The organism is Paraburkholderia rhynchosiae, from assembly GCF_002879865.1.
Lineage (GTDB): Bacteria > Pseudomonadota > Gammaproteobacteria > Burkholderiales > Burkholderiaceae > Paraburkholderia > Paraburkholderia rhynchosiae.
On the sequence record NZ_PNXY01000020.1, the window covers coordinates 125,805 to 144,794 of the forward strand.

At 56.5% G+C, this 18,990-nt stretch carries 17 protein-coding genes and 1 pseudogene; 15 read left to right on the forward strand and 3 right to left on the reverse strand.

The features are described 5' to 3' along the window. The first annotated feature begins 14 nt into the window (after positions 1-14). The 10 genes from C0Z16_RS24975 (at position 15) to C0Z16_RS25025 (ending at position 10,316) form a co-directional block, all read left to right on the forward strand. A complete protein-coding gene (locus C0Z16_RS24975) occupies positions 15-1,118 on the forward strand; it encodes a zinc-dependent alcohol dehydrogenase (protein ID WP_102634728.1) in 1,104 nt (367 codons plus the stop codon). A gap of 44 nt (positions 1,119-1,162) precedes the next feature. Next, positions 1,163-2,011: an amidohydrolase family protein gene (locus C0Z16_RS24980; protein ID WP_102634729.1), complete on the forward strand. Its 849-nt coding sequence runs from the start codon at positions 1,163-1,165 to the stop codon at positions 2,009-2,011. A gap of 243 nt (positions 2,012-2,254) precedes the next feature. Continuing rightward, on the forward strand, positions 2,255-3,322 hold the full coding sequence (locus C0Z16_RS24985) for an aromatic ring-hydroxylating dioxygenase subunit alpha (protein WP_244201355.1): 1,068 nt from the start codon (positions 2,255-2,257) through the stop codon (positions 3,320-3,322). A 35-nt stretch (positions 3,323-3,357) separates the two neighbouring features. Next, positions 3,358-4,929 (forward strand): FAD-dependent oxidoreductase, encoded by a 1,572-nt coding sequence (locus C0Z16_RS24990; protein ID WP_244201356.1) that lies wholly within the window; start codon positions 3,358-3,360, stop codon positions 4,927-4,929. A 45-nt stretch (positions 4,930-4,974) separates the two neighbouring features. Continuing rightward, positions 4,975-6,318, forward strand: a complete 1,344-nt coding sequence (locus C0Z16_RS24995) for an MFS transporter (protein WP_244201357.1) — start codon at positions 4,975-4,977, stop codon at positions 6,316-6,318. Positions 6,319-6,421: 103 nt separating this feature from the next. Beyond that, positions 6,422-7,558 carry a mandelate racemase/muconate lactonizing enzyme family protein gene (locus tag C0Z16_RS25000; protein WP_102634732.1) on the forward strand — a complete coding sequence of 379 codons (1,137 nt, stop codon included), beginning with the start codon at positions 6,422-6,424 and terminating at the stop codon, positions 7,556-7,558. Between the two features lie 57 nt (positions 7,559-7,615). Further along, positions 7,616-8,140 carry a hypothetical protein gene (locus C0Z16_RS25005; protein WP_102634733.1) on the forward strand — a complete coding sequence of 175 codons (525 nt, stop codon included), beginning with the start codon at positions 7,616-7,618 and terminating at the stop codon, positions 8,138-8,140. A gap of 324 nt (positions 8,141-8,464) precedes the next feature. Continuing rightward, complete coding sequence (locus C0Z16_RS25015; RefSeq protein ID WP_244201358.1) at positions 8,465-8,968, forward strand: hypothetical protein; 504 nt, start codon at positions 8,465-8,467, stop codon at positions 8,966-8,968. A gap of 14 nt (positions 8,969-8,982) precedes the next feature. After that, positions 8,983-9,171 carry a hypothetical protein gene (locus tag C0Z16_RS25020; RefSeq protein ID WP_102634735.1) on the forward strand — a complete coding sequence of 63 codons (189 nt, stop codon included), beginning with the start codon at positions 8,983-8,985 and terminating at the stop codon, positions 9,169-9,171. 191 nt (positions 9,172-9,362) lie between these two features. Beyond that, positions 9,363-10,316, forward strand: a complete 954-nt coding sequence (locus C0Z16_RS25025) for a Bug family tripartite tricarboxylate transporter substrate binding protein (protein WP_102634736.1) — start codon at positions 9,363-9,365, stop codon at positions 10,314-10,316. Between the two features lie 812 nt (positions 10,317-11,128). Here the strand turns inward: C0Z16_RS25025 and C0Z16_RS25030 are convergent. Then, positions 11,129-12,229 carry a porin gene (locus C0Z16_RS25030; RefSeq protein WP_244201359.1) on the reverse strand — a complete coding sequence of 367 codons (1,101 nt, stop codon included), beginning with the start codon at positions 12,227-12,229 and terminating at the stop codon, positions 11,129-11,131. A gap of 421 nt (positions 12,230-12,650) precedes the next feature. Here C0Z16_RS25030 and C0Z16_RS25035 point away from each other — a divergent pair, with 421 nt between their 5' ends. The 5 genes from C0Z16_RS25035 (at position 12,651) to C0Z16_RS25055 (ending at position 16,933) form a co-directional block, all read left to right on the forward strand. Beyond that, the gene (locus tag C0Z16_RS25035; protein ID WP_102634738.1) at positions 12,651-13,145 is read left to right on the forward strand and encodes a hypothetical protein; all 495 of its coding nucleotides are present in this window, start codon (positions 12,651-12,653) and stop codon (positions 13,143-13,145) included. A gap of 60 nt (positions 13,146-13,205) precedes the next feature. Further along, positions 13,206-13,718 (forward strand): DoxX family membrane protein, encoded by a 513-nt coding sequence (locus C0Z16_RS25040; protein WP_102634739.1) that lies wholly within the window; start codon positions 13,206-13,208, stop codon positions 13,716-13,718. Positions 13,719-13,829: 111 nt separating this feature from the next. Next, complete coding sequence (locus C0Z16_RS25045; RefSeq protein WP_102634740.1) at positions 13,830-14,327, forward strand: porin; 498 nt, start codon at positions 13,830-13,832, stop codon at positions 14,325-14,327. A gap of 78 nt (positions 14,328-14,405) precedes the next feature. Continuing rightward, a complete protein-coding gene (dctP, locus tag C0Z16_RS25050; protein WP_244201360.1) occupies positions 14,406-15,482 on the forward strand; it encodes a TRAP transporter substrate-binding protein DctP in 1,077 nt (358 codons plus the stop codon). A gap of 95 nt (positions 15,483-15,577) precedes the next feature. Continuing rightward, positions 15,578-16,933 carry an MFS transporter gene (locus C0Z16_RS25055; RefSeq protein ID WP_102634763.1) on the forward strand — a complete coding sequence of 452 codons (1,356 nt, stop codon included), beginning with the start codon at positions 15,578-15,580 and terminating at the stop codon, positions 16,931-16,933. A gap of 575 nt (positions 16,934-17,508) precedes the next feature. On the opposite strand, the gene C0Z16_RS25060 is transcribed toward C0Z16_RS25055, so the two are convergent. Then, positions 17,509-18,174 (reverse strand): GntR family transcriptional regulator, encoded by a 666-nt coding sequence (locus C0Z16_RS25060; protein ID WP_102634741.1) that lies wholly within the window; start codon positions 18,172-18,174, stop codon positions 17,509-17,511. Between the two features lie 699 nt (positions 18,175-18,873). Continuing rightward, positions 18,874-18,990: pseudogene (locus tag C0Z16_RS25065) on the reverse strand (IS5/IS1182 family transposase); the annotation flags it as partial.

An 18,990-nucleotide genomic window follows, 5' to 3' on the forward strand; every position in this document is an offset into this window, starting at 1 on the left:
AGCAGGAGACAAACATGACGAAAAAGGTACTCGCCGCAGTCAAGACAGATGTCGAAACGACGCAGCTGCGCGAATTCGACTATCCGGCCGTGAAGCCGGAAACCGGCATTTTGCGCATCGAAGCCAGCGGCGTCGGTGGCAGTGATCCGGAGTTGTATCGTAAGGCCGGACACGTTCCTGTGATCATGGGTCACGAGAATGTCGGCACCATCGAAGAGATCGGCGAAATCGCTAGGAGGAGGTGGGGCGTCAAGGTCGGCGATCGTGTTGCTCTCCACGAATATCTGCCGTGCTGGAACTGCGAATGGTGCATGAAGGGCGACTTCCGTCTTTGCATGGAAGTCGATTTCTTCAACGTGAAAGATCGCCTGAACACTGACCGTTTCGGGATGTCCACTGCCAACAAGCCACCGCACCTGTGGGGCGGTTACGCGCAGTACATGCATCTGCCGCTCAACACAGTGATGCACAGGATTCCTCAAGACATGCCGGCCACGCATGCCACACTGGCCGTGCCATTCGGCAACGGTGTGCAGTGGGCGTGCCTCGACGGTGGCGCAGGCCCCGGTAAGGTCGTGCTCGTATTTGGCCCCGGCCAGCAAGGCTTAGGTTGCGTATTGGCAGCAAAGGCGGCTGGCTCCTACACCGTCATCCTCGCGGGAATGACACGCGATCGTAGCCGTCTCGATCTGTCGCTCAGTCTGGGCGCCGACTACGCGATCGACGTCGAGCGGCAAGATCTTCAAGCGGAAGTGATGGGCATCACGAAGGGCCGCGGCATTGACGTCGTTGTCGACACGACCGGCGACCCCAGAGGCGATGTCGTCAGGCAGTCGATCGCGTTGGCAGCGAAGGGCGCCTGTCTGAGCCTGAACGGTTTGGAACGGCATGTTCCCATCGGAGAAATCAAGAAGCGCTATCTGACGGTTCGTGCGCCGCGGGGCCGCAGCTACGCCGCTGTCGAACTGGCACTGCGCTACATCGGCTCGGGCCGCTATCCCATCGACGAAGTGTGCTCGCATACGTTCGGTCTGGCCCAAACGCACGAAGCAATTCTGGCGACGGCGGGGCGCGGTGTCGAAGGTGCCATTCACGTTTGCGTGGATCCCTGGAAGTAAGCCGAGCGCTTACTGAACCCGAACTTCATTGATTAAGGAATGTCATGATCGACAGTCACGCTCACCTGATTTCGACCAACCGCGAAAAGTACCCACCGTCGCCGTTGAGCGGCAACCTTGAAGACAATGCTTTTGACAACCCGGTTACGGCAGAGCGTCTGATCGAGTTGCTCGATGCGAACGGCGTCGAACGCGCATTGGCCGTCCAGCGCGCTCACCTCTATGGCTTCCACAACGACTATGTTGTCGACTCGGCACAGCAGTATCCGGACCGCCTGCGTTCGCTGTGCATGATCGACGCGCTGGCCAACGACGTCGAAGCGACGGTGCGTTACTGGGTTGGCGAACGGGGTTCGGTGGGAATTCGTTTGACGGAGCCGCGGAAGGGCGCGGACTGCAGCTGGTTTGCATCGAAGGAGGCCAATCGTGCATGGTCCGCTGTGTCGGATCTCGGTGGTTCGGTGCGTCTGCACTTCTACCGCTGGAACCGTGTCGCAGCACTCGAAGCACTGCAAGAGGTCGTCAAGGAATTCCCCGATACGCCGGTCATTCTCGACCACTTCTCGAACATCGTCGGCGAGTCCGGCGCGCCGGATTACGGCGTGGACGAATCGTTGTTGAAGTTCGTCGATTCGCCGAATGTCTACCTGCTGTATTCGATGATCAACCTCGGCAAACTGAGAGGACTGGATCTGCCTTCGGCGCCCGTCGTTGAGCGCGTGGTTCGCGCTTTCGGTGGGGACCGTGTGATGTGGGGTTCCGACATCGCGCAGTCGAAGGGCGAGTACCGGGACATGGTCCAGTTGGCAAAGGACTCAGTGTCGTCGCTGTCGGAAGCAGATCAGCAGAACGTGCTTCACACGACAGCTGAGCGCGTGTACTTCGGCCAATAGCAGGTAAGCCAAGAACGGCGTTCTGCGCAAACGGGACGCCGTTTTTGCTCATTTAAGGGTATCTCCGAGTCTTGTCGTGACATGTATCAGGATAAGATGAAGAATACTTAATTGAATACTATCTCAGTGGGTCAGTCGGGTTCCTTTGGCAAGGAGGTTGATGCGCAAAATAGTCGGTCGGTCTGCTGTGTCGTACCGTGCGCCCGATTTATCCGTTCGTGGTTCTCTCTAAGGAGACTGGAAGTGAAGTTCCTTCGGAATTGCTGGTATATGGCTGGATGGTCGAGCGAGTTCTCGGCTACTGATATCGTCCCCTTCACGATCATGGACGAGCCGCTGGCGATCTATCGTAAAGAAGACGGCACGCTGGCCGCTCTCGAAGATCTGTGCCCGCACCGTCTGGCTCCGCTGACGGTTGGCCGCAAGGAAGGCGACGAACTGCGCTGCATGTACCACGGCCTGAAGTTTGCAGCGGATGGTCGCTGCACGGAAATCCCGGGTCAGGAGCGCATCTCGTCGAAGGTCTGCGTGCGTAGCTACCCGATCGAAGAAAAACACGGCGCCGCATGGGTCTGGATGGGCGACGCGGAAAAAGCCGACGTCTCGCTGATCCCGCCAATCTCGGGTCCCGACAGCACCGAATTCGCGATGGTCTGTGCGAAGTTTGTGATGAAGGGCAACGCTGAACTCGTGGCCGACAACCTGCTCGACCTGTCTCACGCACCGTTCATTCACGAGTCGACTTTCGGCGCCTCGAATATGAAGAGCCTGAAGTTGATGAAGGAAGGCGAGACGAAGCGTGGTACGGCAGTTCTCGAACGCGGTGTTCGCGCAGATCGTTGGCACGCGGGACGCCAGTCGAACCCGTACTTCGGCGAAGTGCCGTCCGACGATCGCGTGATCAGTACCTTCCTGGTGCCGGGCGTTTTTATCCTGACGATTCACTCATACGCTCCGGGCGTGCAGGATCGCCTCGTTGACGGTGAGCCCGCAGAAGAGCCGATCTTCCGCCGCTGCACGTGCCAGATGATTACGCCGATCAACGACACGGAATCAATGTTCTTTTATAACTTCGGTCCCGGTGTCGAACGCTCTGATCTGAAGGAACACGCATTCGCGATCGCCGACGCTGCATTTGCCGAAGACAAGGCGATCATCGAAGCACAGCAGGCGACGATCAAGAAGGTGCCAGGCCGCAAGATGATCATGCTGGCAATGGATCAGCCGGTGCTGCGTTACAACGAAATCTACGACGGCCTTCGCACGAAGGAAGCGGCCGAGGCAGCGCAAGCACCCGCTGCCGCAGTTTAAGCAGGTCAATAAGCGCTGGTACGTTAAAGAGAACGATGAACAACGAAGAGATGGAAGTGAACTGGACCGAACCTCAATGGAATGAGCAAGCCGATATGGTTGTTGTCGGCTATGGCGGCGCTGGTGCGACATTTGCGTTTGCGGCCGCTGAGCAGGGCGCTGATGTGCTCATCCTCGAAAAGGGTAAGCAGGGCGGTGGCAACTCGGTCTGTGTGGCTGGCGGTTTGATCATGACATCGGTCGACGAAGAAGAGTCATTCAACTATCTGAATTGGCTATGCGCCGGTCAGACCGAGGAGGGCGTTCTTCGTCATTTCGTTTCCAGTCTCAAAGACATACCGGCGTTTCAGCACAAACTGGAATTGCCGCTCAAAGACAATCCGCAGCCGTTCTCGGCACCCGGTTTCTTCCCAGAGTTCGCAGGTGCTCCCGGCAGCGAAAGCATCAAGGGCATGAGCGTCGTGGCCGCACCGGGCGGTGCTGGCCTCTATAACGCGATTTCGGCGCAGGCGGAAAAGGCCGGGGCGCGGATCAAGTACAGCACGCGGGCCACGCGACTGGTTCAGCATCCGGTAAGTCGCGCCATTCTCGGCGTCAAGGCAGAACGCGAGGACGGGACGACAATCGCGATCCGCGCTCGCAAGGCCGTGGTATTAGCCAGTGGTGGTTTCGAAGCAAACGAAGCCATGTGCAGGCAGTTTCTCACCGCATGCCCAACCTATTTTCTCGGCAGCCCGAATCTGACTGGCGACGGCATTCGCATGGCGCAGGAAGTCGGCGCGCAACTGTGGCACATGAACGCCGTGGCGGGTCCGCTCAACATGGGGATCAAGTCGAAGGAAGGCTACGTGTACGTCACATATGACCTCAACAAGATTGCTGGTTTCGGTTACAAGTCGGGTGCGTTCAAGGACGGCGGCAGTCTGCTGTGGGTGAACCGGCAAGGAAAGCGTTTCCACAACGAGACGGTCGATACTTCGGTTGTTCAGCACGGGTTGGCCAATCGCGACACGTGGTTGGCGACGACAGCTGGAATCCCGGAGTTCACCAACGTTCCGGCTTTTCACATCTTCGATGAAAAGGTTCGTGCGGGTGGTGCGGCGATGACAACGCTGAATTCGCGTGTGCCGCCGTGGAGTCAGGATAACCTCCGCGAACTTGAGGAAGGGCTGATCATCAAGGCCGATACGTTCGAGGAATTGGCGTTGAAATGCCAGTGGCCGGAAATACAGGGCGTCTGCAAGGCAGGCCACCTCGATCCGCAAGCCCTCGTCCAAACGGTCAAGCGTTACAACGAGCAATGCCGTCAAGGTGTAGATCCGGATTTTGGACGCGAAACGTTCCTGGTGCCGCTCGACGATACCGGGCCGTACTACGCAATAGGTCCGATGTTCCCGACGTACTTGAATACTCACGGCGGGCCGAAGCACGATGCGGGACAACGTGTTCTGGACCATGAAGACAAGCCGATTCCGGGTCTTTATGCAGTCGGAGAGTGCGGATCTTTATGGGGGCCGTATTACAACTCGATGGGCGATATCGCTGAACTTATCGTATCGGGCATAACTGCGGCGAAAACCGCACTGACCGACAGAGAGAGTCAGTAAAAGCCGCTAGGCAGTTGTACGGACAATCGATAAGGAGACAGCGTAGTGAGTGAGATCACAGACATGCGATCGGCGTCGGTACCGACCGAGGTCGCTTCGGATTCGAAGACGTTCAAGGGGGCATGGTGGATGCTGGTCGTTTTGACGGCAACCTACGTCATTTCGTTTATCGACCGGGGTGCGCTTTCACTCGTGGTCGGGCCGATCAAGCAGGACCTTGGGATATCCGATCTTGAAGTCAGCTGGCTGCTCGGCCTCTCGTTCATGCTGCTGTATAGCGTGCTGGGTATTCCTATGGGGGCACTGGTCGATAAGTATCAGCGCAAACGTATACTCGGTGGCGCAATCCTGGCATGGTCCGCGGTCCAGATTGTCTGCGGCCTGAGCACGACATACCTCCAGCTTTTCCTTACGCGTGTCGGTCTCGGTGTCGGCGAATCTGCACTGTCGCCAGGGGCCGCCTCGATGATTCGTGACGCGTTTCCGCCGCACCGCCGCAGTCTTGCATTCGGTATCTACAATATCGGGCCGCTTCTCGGCACCGGGCTCGCGCTCGGTCTCGGCGGCTTTCTGTTGAAGGTAGCGTCGGCGGGCGCGTTCGCTGGCCTGCCGCTGGTAGGGAGTCTGAAGCCGTGGCACTTCGTGTTGCTGGTGCCTGGCCTGATCGGCATTCTGTTCGCCGTTCTGCTGTGGCTGGTCCGCGAGCCACCACGTCGTGACGTCAAGGCCAATACAGATGTGACGTACAAAGAGGCACTGAGCTTCGCGTGGACGAACAGGGCGGTCTATGTTCAGCTTTGGCTGGCGATTTGTCTGTACGGCATTGCGGTTGGCTCTCAGATGGCTTGGCTGCCGGAAATCATCTTCCGGACGCTGCATGTCGCTCGTCCGGAGATCGGTAAGTCACTCGGTGGGATTGCACTCCTTGCATCGCCGCTCGGGCTTCTGATCCTGGGCAGCATTGCTGACTGGCTACGCAAGCGCGGCATGATCGATGCACCGGTGCGCGTGGCGGCCATCACGACGTCAATTGCTGCAATTGTCACCGCATGTTTTCCGCTGATCCATACCGTGGGCGTCGGTTTGATCGCGTACTTCGTGCAGACCTTCATGTTCGCCATGTTCGCGGTAGCTGGTGGCGCGACGATGGCCAATTTCACGCCCGGCAACATGATGGGCAAACTGACGGCGATCTATTACCTGATCACCAATCTCGTCGGTTTTGCACTCGGGCCTACGGTTGTGGCACTCGTGGCTAGACTGTTCTTCTCGGGTCCGAATGCCTTGGGCGCCTCTTTCGTCGTGTGCTATGTGATCTCGGTTGCGCTGGCAGTCATTCTGCTGATTCGCGTGTGTGGCGCGCTGCGCCGGGCTGCGGGCAATAGCTGATGCATTTCTGTCGCCAGGGCGTCTTTAAGCGCGCCCCCCTTCTCCAAAATTCAACAGGTCAAGTCAAGTGAAGATTACGCGCGTTGAGTGCATCCCGATTTCGATGCCATTGGCAAAGCCGATCAAGCTTCCGAATGTGACAATCACGTGTTTGAACACGTTGTTGCTGCGCATTACCGCGGACAACGGTATGGTGGGCATGTCTGAATCCGGCGATACGTCGTCGTGGTATCGGGGTGAAAGTCAGGCGTCGATGACGGCGATGATTGGGGATATTTTCGCTCCGCGTATCCTGCTCGGCGAAGATCCGGGCAACATCGAGAAGATCGTCGGCATGATGGATCAACTCGCACGCGACAATAATCAGGCGAAGGCGCTCGTCGATTGCGCGCTACATGATCTGAAGGGCAAGATTCTCGGCCGGCCCGTCTATGATCTGTTGGGCGGTCGCACGCGTGAATCGGTTCCTCTGGGTTGGGTTCTATCGGCAGGTGAGCCGGAAAAGGTCGCCGAACTGGCTATCCAGGTTCGCGACGCAGGCTTCTCGGCGTTCAAACTCAAAGTTGGTCGTCATACCTTCGACAACGACGTGGCGACGGTTCGCGAAGTGCGCAAAGCGCTCGGACCGGACGCCAGGATCACGCTCGACGCGAACGGTTCCTGGAATTACGAGCAGGCGCTGAAGACGATTCGTCGTCTCGACCCATACGACCTGGCGTTCATGGAACAGCCGCTGGCGCACCAATACCACGACAGCCTATCGAAACTGCGCGAGCGCATCAACACGCCGATCTATGCGGACGAGGGCGCTCAAGAACTGGGCGATCTGCGTCAAATCGCCGAGAAACGTGCGGCAGACGGGGTGATCCTCAAGATTCAGAAAGTTGGTGGCCTGATCAAGGCGCAGCGTTACCTGGCCGTGTGTCGTATGTACGACATCCCTGTGTTTTGCAGTACCTTGATCGGCTCAGGTGTCGAATCTGGACCAAGCACTCATCTGATGGTGTCGGACCAGTGGGCATGTCAGTTCATGAGCGAGAGTATGGGTCCTCTGGCAATACACGCGGCCTGGAACAGCGATGACATCCCTCTGGAGCGTGACCTTGCAATCGGCGGGCAACGCTTTAAAGCCGGCCGCGCGTATCCGAGTGAAGGACCAGGCTTCGGACTCGAGCTCAACGAGGGATTGCTAAACAATATTCTGACGCCGGGCCAGGCACCACGCACCGTCGCGGTGTAATCGAGCACTCAGCGGCGGACTCGATTGCGCCGCGCTGCAAAATCAAAGGAGACTCCGATGCAAGGCATCAATTCGCCGCCGTGGAAGTATGCTGTTCTCTGGCTCGGGATTTATTTCGGTGCCGACCTGCTGTGGTCGGGCTTCCGGTACATCTCCACGGGTTGGGTTCCCTTCATTCCCGGCATCGGCGGGGCGTATGTGCATGCGTTGGCTACTATTCACATGTTCCCTGCCGTCAAGTACATGGAATTTGCGCTGGGTATCCTGATGCTCAGCAACCGTTTCGTGCTGCTCGCAGCGATCCTCGAATTCCCGACATCGGTGTCGATTTTCTGGATTAATACGTTCGTCGTTCAGACGCCTCGCCAGTTGTTCTCTGGCCCGAACCAGTTGCTGATGAACGGCCTCCTCATTCTGGCTTACAGCGGCTACATGGCAAACGTGTTCAAACCCAGGGCGCAGCCTCTTGCACTGTGGGAGGGCTTCAAAGTCGATGTCTGGAAAGAGCATCTCCGACTCGGCAGCGCGTCTAAGCCGGTCCTGGAACAGAGCAACGCCCTTGAGTCGGAGGCGCAGCAATGAGGCGTAATCGAAATGTCTATATCGGCTTGGCGATCTGCATCGTCATGACGTGCTGGGTCTTTTTCGGCTCGACAGGATTGGGTTACACGGAATATCGCCCGTTGCGTGCGCGGGATATGTTCGGCCTGGCAATTCCCTGGATCTGCGTCATCGCCGTGTTGATACAAGATCGCCGTAAAGGCATCGTATAACTGGCTCCGAGGCATCACAGGTTTGTAGTTGTTTGATCGTTTCGGGTCTCTATCATCGTCATAACCTGGCGTTGGTTGATTAAGACTCCATATCAATGTTGTTAAGCGTAAACCGTTTACGGAAATATTTCCCATGCAAAGCGCAAATTCTTCCCCATGGAAGTACGTCATTACGTGGCTGCGTCTGTACTTCGGCGCTCACCTTTTCTTTTCAGGCATCCGGTTCGTAATCGACGGCTACGTTCCGATGATTCCAGGCCTTGCCGGCCAGTACGTCGCGGGTGCCGATGCAATCGGTATGTACCACTGGGTCAAATACATGGAAGCGGTGTACGGTGCGCTGCTGCTGACCAACCGTTTCGTGCTGCTGACGCTGATACTTGAAATGCCGACGACGGTTACGATTTTCTGGTTGAACACGTTCATTTCGGCAACGCCGCGCCAGTTGTTCTCTGGACCGCAAGAACTGCTAATGAATGGGATCTTGCTTTTCGCATATAGCGGCTATATGGCTGCTTGCTTCCGTCCGACACTCAATCCAATGTGGCTGTGGGATGGCTGGAAGGGTTTTGGTCTGAAGGGAAAAGGTGGGAGCCTGGTGGGTATGCCAGCTCTCGAACAGCAAGAGAAGGTTTGAGGCAGGAGCTCGCAATGAAAAAGGATACCTGGATCGCTATCGTCATCTGTATCGTCCTAACGCTGGTGGCTATGGACGGCTCGACCGGCCTCGGTTGGGCAGACTATCGCCCGCTGCGTAATTTCGACTACTTCGGCCTCGGCATCTCCTGGCTTCTCTTCATCTTCGTGCTTGTGCGCGACAAGATGAAGGGCGAAGCCTGAGGCCAGGTCCGCGAGTACGCGATTCGAGGAGGTCCAGGAAGAACTCTCCCCGGACTTTTTATTTGGAGCCGGTGCATGGCGAGGAGAAGAGATCGAACAGAAGCGATCTACCGGCACCGATCGCTCACAAGATACGCAACGCGATGTCGTGAGCACGCTGCCGCGATGCGACACCCAACATTGGAGGCAACTTGAAGATCAAGCGCAGAAACGTTTTGACCACCGCGGGGACTGCTGTCGTGCTTGCGATTGCTATCCCAGCATTCGGGGCATCGAATACCACGCCTAAAGCTCCGGTCAAAGCGCCGGCAGCAAAGGCAGCGCCGGTCAAGTTGATCGTCGGCGCGCCGGGCGACAACTCGGATATCGTGGGCCGCGCACTGGCACACGCGTTGGGCAGGGCACTGGGTAGCGACGTCACCGTGGAGAACCACGCGGCTTCTGCGTCGGTTGCGAAGATGGCACCGGCAGATGGTCTGACGTTGCTTGTCGGCGACACGGAACAAGTTGATGCCGCGCGCCTCGATTTGACGCCCGTCGCGCAGGTTACGGCGCACTCGGGGCTGGTTCTGGTCACCGGGAACGGTGCAGGTCTAGGTGGTACCGACATTAAAGATTACGATGATCTTATCAGCCGTTTGAAGGACAACCCGGATTGCTACATGTTCGGTTCGACCGGCGCGACGTCGCGCGAATACCTCGCGATGGCAGCTTTCCAAAAACGCGCGGGCGTCAAGTTGATCCACACTGCATACCAGACCGACTCCGAGCAGATTTCGTCGCTTCTGGGGGGCAAGGTGCAGATAATCGAGATTCCGTACGAACTCGCTGTGCCATACATCAAGACCCGCAAGATGCGTGTGCTCGCTGTATTGGGCACGCACCGTATCCCCGAAATCCAGAATGTTCCGGCACTTGGTGAGAAGTTCCCCGGCTTCGATTTCGCATCGCACACTGGCGTCCTCGCTCCGAAGAATCTTCCGGCGCCCGTCCGCGATAAGATTGCTGCGGCGGTGAAGGCAGCATTGCAAGACCCGAGCGTCCAGAAGGCGCTGAACGAAAACGGTCGCGAGGTAGCGTATCTCGGGGCCGACGACTACGCGAAAGTTGTGGCCGCTGACCACAACAAGTTGGCCGCGAAGTAACGGTTTTGTGATTATCTCCTGTGTGCGGTCTTATCACATTCGCGCCGGGCGCTCAGTTCGATAAACAAGGTCGCTAGTTCAACGTTCTCCGACTGCTGACAAAGCCCAGGGGCTCAACCTGGGCTTTGTCGTTTCAAGCGCAAAGAGCTGAGGCCTGAGAGTAGGAACACGAGATCGGAACGCCCGCGAACTGATGCCGAAGGTCCTTTCTGGTGGCCATCATGAGGTGTCGTATGGGACGTCGATGAACTGCTCGTCAGTTGCGTGGCGAGCCGAACATACTACGGCTTGCGATAGGGACGTGCTGCTGCAAATGCGTGGCGATAACCCGGTCCGCAGAAAAGCGCCTTTTTAGGGGCTGACGGGGTGCACGGGGGGCCGGAGATTTTCATGCGCCAGCGTTCCGCAGTTGCCCGCCGCCGAAGGAAGAGCGGCCGCAGTCGGCGGCGTGAAGGAAGTCTCGGTGAAGGTGTCCGCTGGGGCAAACAACAGAGCCGGGAGCAGCCATCGACCGACTCGCCGCCGTGAGCCTCAGTGCAGATTTCGTGGCCGGCAGCACACGTAGGTGCTGGTGCGGCTCCGGTCCCATCCGTCGGCGCTACGCCTTAGCAGGGCATCGGACGGACGCCAGTTGCCATCATGGACATCTCACCGCTCGGCTCGCAATGCGCCAGTAATGGACTCCTCTGACACCGCGTTCTAGCCAGGTGGGAATCTATTCAACGCTGACCTCGATCAGCGCCGCTCAGCTTGAAAGTGCCCAGTAACGCAAAAGGACGCGCGCAACGTCCCTTTGCGTTGGTGGCGACCGCTTAGAAGCGCGTCGCCAGCCCCAGACCGAATGCCGAGACGTTCACGTTGTTGGCAGTCGGCAACGGCAGGCCACCGGGTGGGAAGATCGACTGGCGAGCGACTCCGTTGTTTTGAAGCTTTTTGAAGAACGAGTAGATGGTGGTCGATTTCGAGACCGAATACGTGTAGCCGATAGCCCACGAGCGAGTGTTCCAGTTGCCATTCGGGGTCGTCTGGCCGGCGCCATAGACTGTGTTCTCATCGCTTTGGCCGCCATAGGACGCATGAAATGCACCGCGTACGCCTGTTGGAACCGAGAATCCAACCTGCCATGCATGGTCGGTGCGGCCCGGATTGTTCAGGCGAATCTGATACGTGCCGGTGAGGGACAACCACTTGAGATCGTACTTCAGGCCGAATGAGTGTTCGTACGTATTCCGGGCGATGACAGCAGACGGTTGCAGGCTGTGACCGAAACCATAACTGCCATATATGGGGCCATTTTCATAGGACACCGACGCAAGCTCATAGTGCGTTGCGTTTTGCAGCCCTTGATTATTGCCCCAGGAATACGATGCGGCTGCATTCACGCCACGCCAAGCCGGGGCCGTGTATTGAATCGTATTGTCCTGGCGTGCCGGATCTTGCAGCAGATTGAACATCCAGGGACGGTTGTTCTCGCCGATCATGGCAAGCACCGAGCCCGATGCCATCAGGAGCGGGTCAAATGGAGCAGCCCAGTAGTAGCCGATGGTTTGCAGCCGACCGGCGATCACGGAGCCATACTGATTGCTTTGGATGCCAATGTAGGCTTGCCGGCCGAAGAGACGGCCGCCTTGACCCGACGTGCCATTATTGACGTTGAAGCCGCTTTCCAGCACCGCGATTGCGTCGAGACCGCCACCAAGATCTTCTTTCACGCGAAGACCCCACCGCGAACCACCCATGCCACCGCTGTTCATACTGACAACGCTTTGACCTTGGGAATTCCTGAAGTAGCCCATGAACACGTCTACAACGCCATACAACGTAACGCTGTTCTGCGCGTGCGCTCCGCACGGGAGCAGTGTTACGACAACGGCGCAACCTACAATCAATTTACGCAATTCAGGAATCTCCAAGTTTGGTTGTGTTCACTCGTAAGCGGCAGCTGCCTACGCCGGGATGCAGCTCTAAGAATGCATAATAATATTCTTTGTTGACTAAGCAGTCTGAATAAATTGAGAAGAAGTTGTATCGTGAGTTTCCCTGGATGACAACCTGGCTTCGGTGATGTCCGTCGGTCAGCGAACGACTTGCGAAACTTCTGGCACATGCTGTCTGGTGCCTCCCTGGAAAGACCGGCTAACTTCGGCAGTCAGGTGCGTTGCCCATGGCGCTAACAGGTAGCGACGTAGAGTCAATGTAGGGGATTACCCGTGCTATGACCGCGCCACGACTCAAATTATACTTTTTAGCAGGCTAAATTGAATACATAACAAGTATTCAAAACCATCACGGGGCAACGCGCTTCATCTTTCATAATTCTTTCAAGGGGGCAGGATGCTGAAAACACAAGGGAGTCTTCCACTAGATACCGCAGCGCAAGTCGATGCGTGGCTGGATAGCGCGCCCGGGCGCATCGCTACAGCGGTGCTCGGATTCGTGTTCATCGGCTGGATCGCTTACGGTCTGCACTCGGATCCGCGCTGGCATTGGCACGCAGGCACGGGCAAGCTTCCGGGTGATATTGTTCACGAGTTCATGGAAGAGGCATATACGCAAGGCAAGGGCGTCGATGCGTACAAGACGTACTTCTCCGATAAGGCGATCGATACTGCGCCGCACACGATCGATCACGAGGACGGCGCACCGATTCCGGATCAGGTAAAGAAGGTCATCGTTGAAGGAATGGACGTTGCGGTCTATCACACGATCGGCGCGACGCGTGACCAGCCTGCACAAGACGTCGTCGACATATTCGAGCTCAGCGGATCCGGATGGATCATACGGCGCGACCGGATCGCGTCGGTGGCTGCGCAGCAGTCGGCGCACTGATCGGATCTCCGTCGAAATCTTCGGATTCGGACAAACAACGAAACTTGAAAGCACACACTCATGAGTAACGACGATCGTAAATCGATGCTACAGCTTCTGGGCAAGGCCATTCTCATATTCTGTCGCTTGTATCTCGGCGGCTGGATGTGTGTCAGTGGAACAAGCTACTGGCGTACAGTTCTCGGTTTCTCCCCAATCTTTCCGCAGCCGTTCGGCACCCTGCCTACGTCGAACGAACTGCTAGTTACGATGGTTCACACGCACTTCTTTCATATCGTGAAGACATGCGAAATCCTTGGTGGTCTCTCCCTGGTTCTTGGCGTCTTCGTTCCAGTTGGCTTGCTCATGCTTCTGCCGGTGTCGTTCGTCGTCTGGTACAACGCGATCGTGCTGAACCATCGCTTCGACAAGATGTTCACCCCGTACATGGGCGTAGGCTGCCTCTACATGAACCTGATTCTGATGGTCTGGTACATCCGCTACTACTTGCCGATGATGACATTCAAGGCAACCGTCGGAAGCATCAGCGATTGTAGAAGACTCGGCACCATCTTCAAGTCGGACGTCGCTTAAGTTGTTCGACAGGTGTTGAAGTGAGCATACGGAGTCAATCAACGATGGAGACTCAAGGGGTGAAGATCTTTACGCAGGCAACAGCAGTGGCAGCGCTGTCGCTGCTGTCCTGTGCGGTACACAGGTCTTCACGACAACCGCTGGAGCTTGATCGGCAGCGAAGATGCCGGCGGTGGCAGAAAGGCCGTCTTCAATGTTGAAGCTGGTTTTTTGGCGAGCAGCGGTCAGTCGGACTCACACACGTCGGGGGCTCTGTTTAGTCGTCGAGCATTCGTCGGCATGTCCGATCATAAGCTCGGTACTGTCAACACGGGTCTCATCGAGCCCGCAGATTACAACGGGGCGAACCGTTACGACGTCATGTTGGTTGCGCCCGCGTCTGTTCTCGGCTCCTTGGTTGCCGACCAGCCGCGTCCCTTCGTTGACAATAACGAGCGCGATCCGGGCCGTCTGCCGGGCACCATTCGGTATGAATCGAAGAGCATAGGCGGATTCAATCTTCAAACCTCGTACTCGTTCGGTTCGGCAAACACGGCCAACTCGTCGAGTTATACCGTTGCCGGCCTGAACTACGATCGTGGCGCACGATCTCGGTGTGACGTAGCGTGAGGTGAACTGCGCTGCTGCGTGAAAGCGTGGCAGCGTAGCTTTTTCGCATTGAAGGAATTCCGGGAATATCGGAAAGACATGATGAAGAAATTTGCACGCCGTCTAACATCAGGATGGCCGCTGACGAAAAGTTGTAGCGATATCACGGTCGCGCTGTTTTTGTCTTTATGTGTCGTGCAGCCCGTCGTTGCGCAGACTGATGCTGTTCGAACGCTCACGATCGCAGAATATCGACCGGACCTCTCTTCAGATCAGCCTACGATGCGCGGCATGAAGAAATTCGCAGAGCTCGTGAACGCACAAAGCGACGGTCATCTAGCTGTCAGAGTGAGCGGAAATACGATCCCCGGTTTGCCTGATGTACAGATCAAAAGGTTGCAAGCGGGCGGTGCTGGTGTTCCGGATCTGATGCTGTTAGTCACGCCCGCGCTGCGCAATGTGGATCGCAACTTCGAACTCATGGATCTGCCGTTTATCGTCCACAGCAATCGAGAGGCGGACGCGCTGCTCGACGGACCGTTCGGCCAGACGCTAATGTCGCGTCTCCACGGTCATGGGCTGACCGGTTTGGCCTGGTGGGAAAACGGCTTCCGACAGATCACGACGTCGGGCCAGCCCTTTATACATGCGCTTGACTTGACAAACAGAACGGTTCGTGTGATCCCCACGGAGGCATTTGTCGATACGTTCAAAGCACTGCGTGCAAACGTCGTCGGACTGCCTTATCCAGAACTCTACGATGCGCTGAAGAGCAAGCGTGTTAATGCTGAGGATAACTTTTATTCACAGATACTGGTCGGGCATCTGTATGACGTGCAATCGGCCGTCTCGGTCACGAATCATTCGTACAGTGCGATCGCTCTAGTTGCCAATTCAGCACTGTGGAAGAGCTTGACGGTTCGGGATCGGAACGCTTTACAACACGCTGCGGTCGAGGCAGGGCGCTATGAACGTGACCTGATTCGAGAACAGGCGATAGCCGATTGTGCCGAGCTCGTACGCCACGGAATGACGGTCTATCACGTTTCGCCCGAAGAGCTTGCAAAAATGGAAGCACTGACTGACCCGATCAGAAAGCGGTTCTTCGTCAACTACGATCGAGGAATTCTCGACATCTACCAACGTGAGACAGCAAAACTCTCGACAGCCCGATGATTGAGACAAATTCAGAAGTCAATGACACGCGAGACTCCGAACAGATTTCGGAGTCGTCAAGTCCATATGTATTCAGGCACTATCGGTTGATTCCGATGATCGTTGCCGTGCCGATGTTTCTGCAAAGCCTCGACACGTCGATTCTTGGCACGGCACTGCAGTCGATCTCAGCGTCTCTACAAGTTGAGACGCTGCATCTCAACCTTGCCATCACCGCATATCTTCTGAGCCTAGCGCTGTTTCTGCCTGCGAGTGGGTGGCTCGCTGATCGATTCGGGACCCGGCGCGTATTCTGTTCGGCGATCGCAATTTTCTCGTTGGCATCCGCGCTCTGCGGCGTCGCGACCTCGATCACTCAGATCGTTCTGTTTCGGGTTTTGCAAGGCCTTGGGGGCGCGATGATGGTGCCTGTTGGGCGCCTGATTTTGCTGCGTAGTATTCCGGCAGCGCACCTGGTGGCCGCGATGGTCTGGTTCACTGTTCCCGGGGCCATCGGGCGTGTCATCGGGCCGCTTCTTGGCGGCTTCATCGTCACAGTAGCATCGTGGCGCTGGATCTTCTTACTCAATATCCCGTTTGGTGTTCTCGGCATAGTTCTGTCGCTGATGTTCGTACCTGACTCACGCTCAGATAGCGTCGATCGATTCGATGCTGCAGGGTTCATTCTGATGGCCGTTGGACTTGTTGGACTCGTCTGTGGCCTTGAGACGGTCGGTCGCAATTTGGTGCCGATGAGCGCTACTGTGTGCGTCACCGCCATTGGAGTCCTGGCATTTGCCGCGTACGCTGTCTACGGCGGGGCACGTGTCGATGTCATCATTCCTCTGAAGCTCTTTCGATACAAAGCATATCGCGCTGCGACGATTGGCGGTATTCCTCTTCGACTCGCGGTGGGCTCCTCTCCCATTGTCGTTCCGCTGCTGCTGCAACTCGGCTTGGGATTCACGCCGATTGAGTCTGGTCTGATGAGCGCATGGTTGGCTGTTGGGGCGTTCGGCGTACGTCCGATCATGCAGCATGCAATTCGCGCGATCGGATTCAGGCCGATCATGATCCTTGCTACGCTATTCACGGGCGCTACCTTCGCCTCGTATGGATTGTTCACGAGCGAGACCCCACGCTATTTCATGTTCGCCGTCCTCTTCATCGCGGGCGTCGTTAATGCCTTGGGAATGATCTCGATGAATACGATTGGCTTCTCTGGCGTGCCGAAGAATCTGATGAGCAAAGCAACCGCGCTCTCAACGATGATGCAACAGACGTCGATTAGTCTTGGCGTCGCGCTTTGCGCAACGTGCTTGACGGTCACGGCACACATTCATGGACATGGTGCGGATCATCTGACGATAAACGACTTTCCGATGACGTTTTTCATCGTCGGCGCTTTGACCTGCCTGTCAGCATTCGCATTCTCGCGACTCGCGGCTGATGAAGGCGCGGAGTTGCGATAGAAAAAAATACGCGCGACGACTTGTCTGCGACCTCGAAGACAAGTTGCGCTAGCAGGATAGACACAGGGAGATCATAAATTGAATGCCCGAAAAAATGACAATCAGGTATCGCGGGAGCGCACTTCGACGACTATCCCGTATCTCAATTCGTACGACGACGATCAAAGGTTAACATCGGCCGTTTCTTTGTCGAAGCATTCAAGGGGAGTGTCGAAAAACGATTGCCCAGTTAAAAATGACTACGGTCGTGATATGGCGGCTTACTTCGGCAGTCATCAAGCTTGTTTTATACATAGAAAATTCGAGAGCATAGATTGATTTTCTATTGGCGGAGGTGAAAAATAAGTAGAGCCGGTGCGTCGAAGCAACCTGCTGTCACAGAAAGCACGTCTGTCAATCGTCTACGTGACGAAGCGACGTCACGCAAAACGAGTGCGATCAGTAACTCAGCAAACCGGGCTCGGATGATGCCGACCTGGGAATATGACTGGAGGATTTACATTCACCGTTCATAGACGTCGTGTGATGTACTGACCGACAGTCTGTCTACCGATGTAAACGCGAAGTTGTGACGCTTAAAGTCCGCGCGCGGCAAGCACGGCCAGTATCGACTGGTTTATTTTTTTTCGCTCAAGTTCGTAGACCTGCATGACTTTGTCGCGCTCGCGGGTGCGAATTGCAGTCATGAGCCGGTGCTCGAGATGCGCCTTCAGACGTTCGCCCGGCCGATGCGCCTCGGTGGCTAGTGCCCGGTATCGCTCTGTCAATCGAATCAACCGCAGGGCTTCGCGGCGTATGATTTTATGGGGTGAAAGATCAAAGAGCAGCCCATAGAATGCGTAGTATTCATCAAGCCATTCGGCGCGCTGATGGCTTTCGAGGTACTCGTCGAGCTTGGCAAGCATCGCATTGAGCGCGGCCGTTTGACTGCGACCAGGCCACTCTATTGATTGAAACAAATCGCGCTCTACCAAATAGCGATAGCGGTAGAGCTGCGCCGCCTCATCCGACGATAGGGGCCCAACAAAAAATCCCCGGTTCGGATCATGCACGATCACGCCCCACGCTGCGAGCAGATTCAATGCCTCGCGTACAGGCACGCGACTGACGCCAAAGCCGTCCGCCAGTTCCGATTGGCGCAGCTGTTGCCCTGGCGACAGGACACCTCTGTTGATCAGCTTGCGCACCTCATCAGCAATCTGCGCCGGAAGATCGATATCATCGAGTTCGATTTTGCTCACTTGTGCCGTCGTATAGCTCGCCGTGCCCGACCTGGTTTGTCGGTTCTCTCAGTTCAAATTCCCTCCATATTGTATGCGATCTGGGGCCCACCCCTGAAAACGGCGCACGGGTCGAAATGGAGCCTCGCCATCTTATAAGGGCAACTCTGCTACGTTCCGGTTTGGAGGCTATCAGCGTTTTTGGTCCATCCAGGCTAACGATGTTTATCAATGTCCCTAACCTCGTGTGCGAAATCGACCTCCTCGCGCCGTCAATTACCGGCGACCGATACACCGTGGGCCAAGCAACCTACAAGTGAGACCGGCCCTTTGCTTAGCTGTGGCATTATCATTTTCTCGCTTGCGTGTAGCGCAACATTTCAACGCGCAGCCGAATCGAGCTTGAAGAAAGAAAACCGATAAGCCGTCCAATGCGACGGTGTTCCGGGACAAACCCTGCTTTGTTGCCGCAAGAGACGAGCTAGATTCCGGAAAGAGTTTGTCTCCAAAGCAAACTTGCCTGAACCTGCGGCCGGATTGGGATCCTCACACCCGCATAGCCAGGCAGGATCTCCGCGGCGCCGCAAGGCAATCTGGGCATTCACGCGCGACTCGGCCACGGGCCTTCCTTCTTCGTCGCTAGTCGCCGACACCCAGTGGCATCCCTCGCTACTGGCCCGTATCAAGGTCTTACTGGTCAACTTGGACTTAGAGAATGTTTCAAAAAGAGTCGTCCGAGCGCTGAAGCGTTCGCCAGCAGATCAGGCAACATGCGAGTTTAAGGAGCCCTTCATGGATGTCGGCACGACGCTCATATCGAGTGCGAAGGCGGCGAAA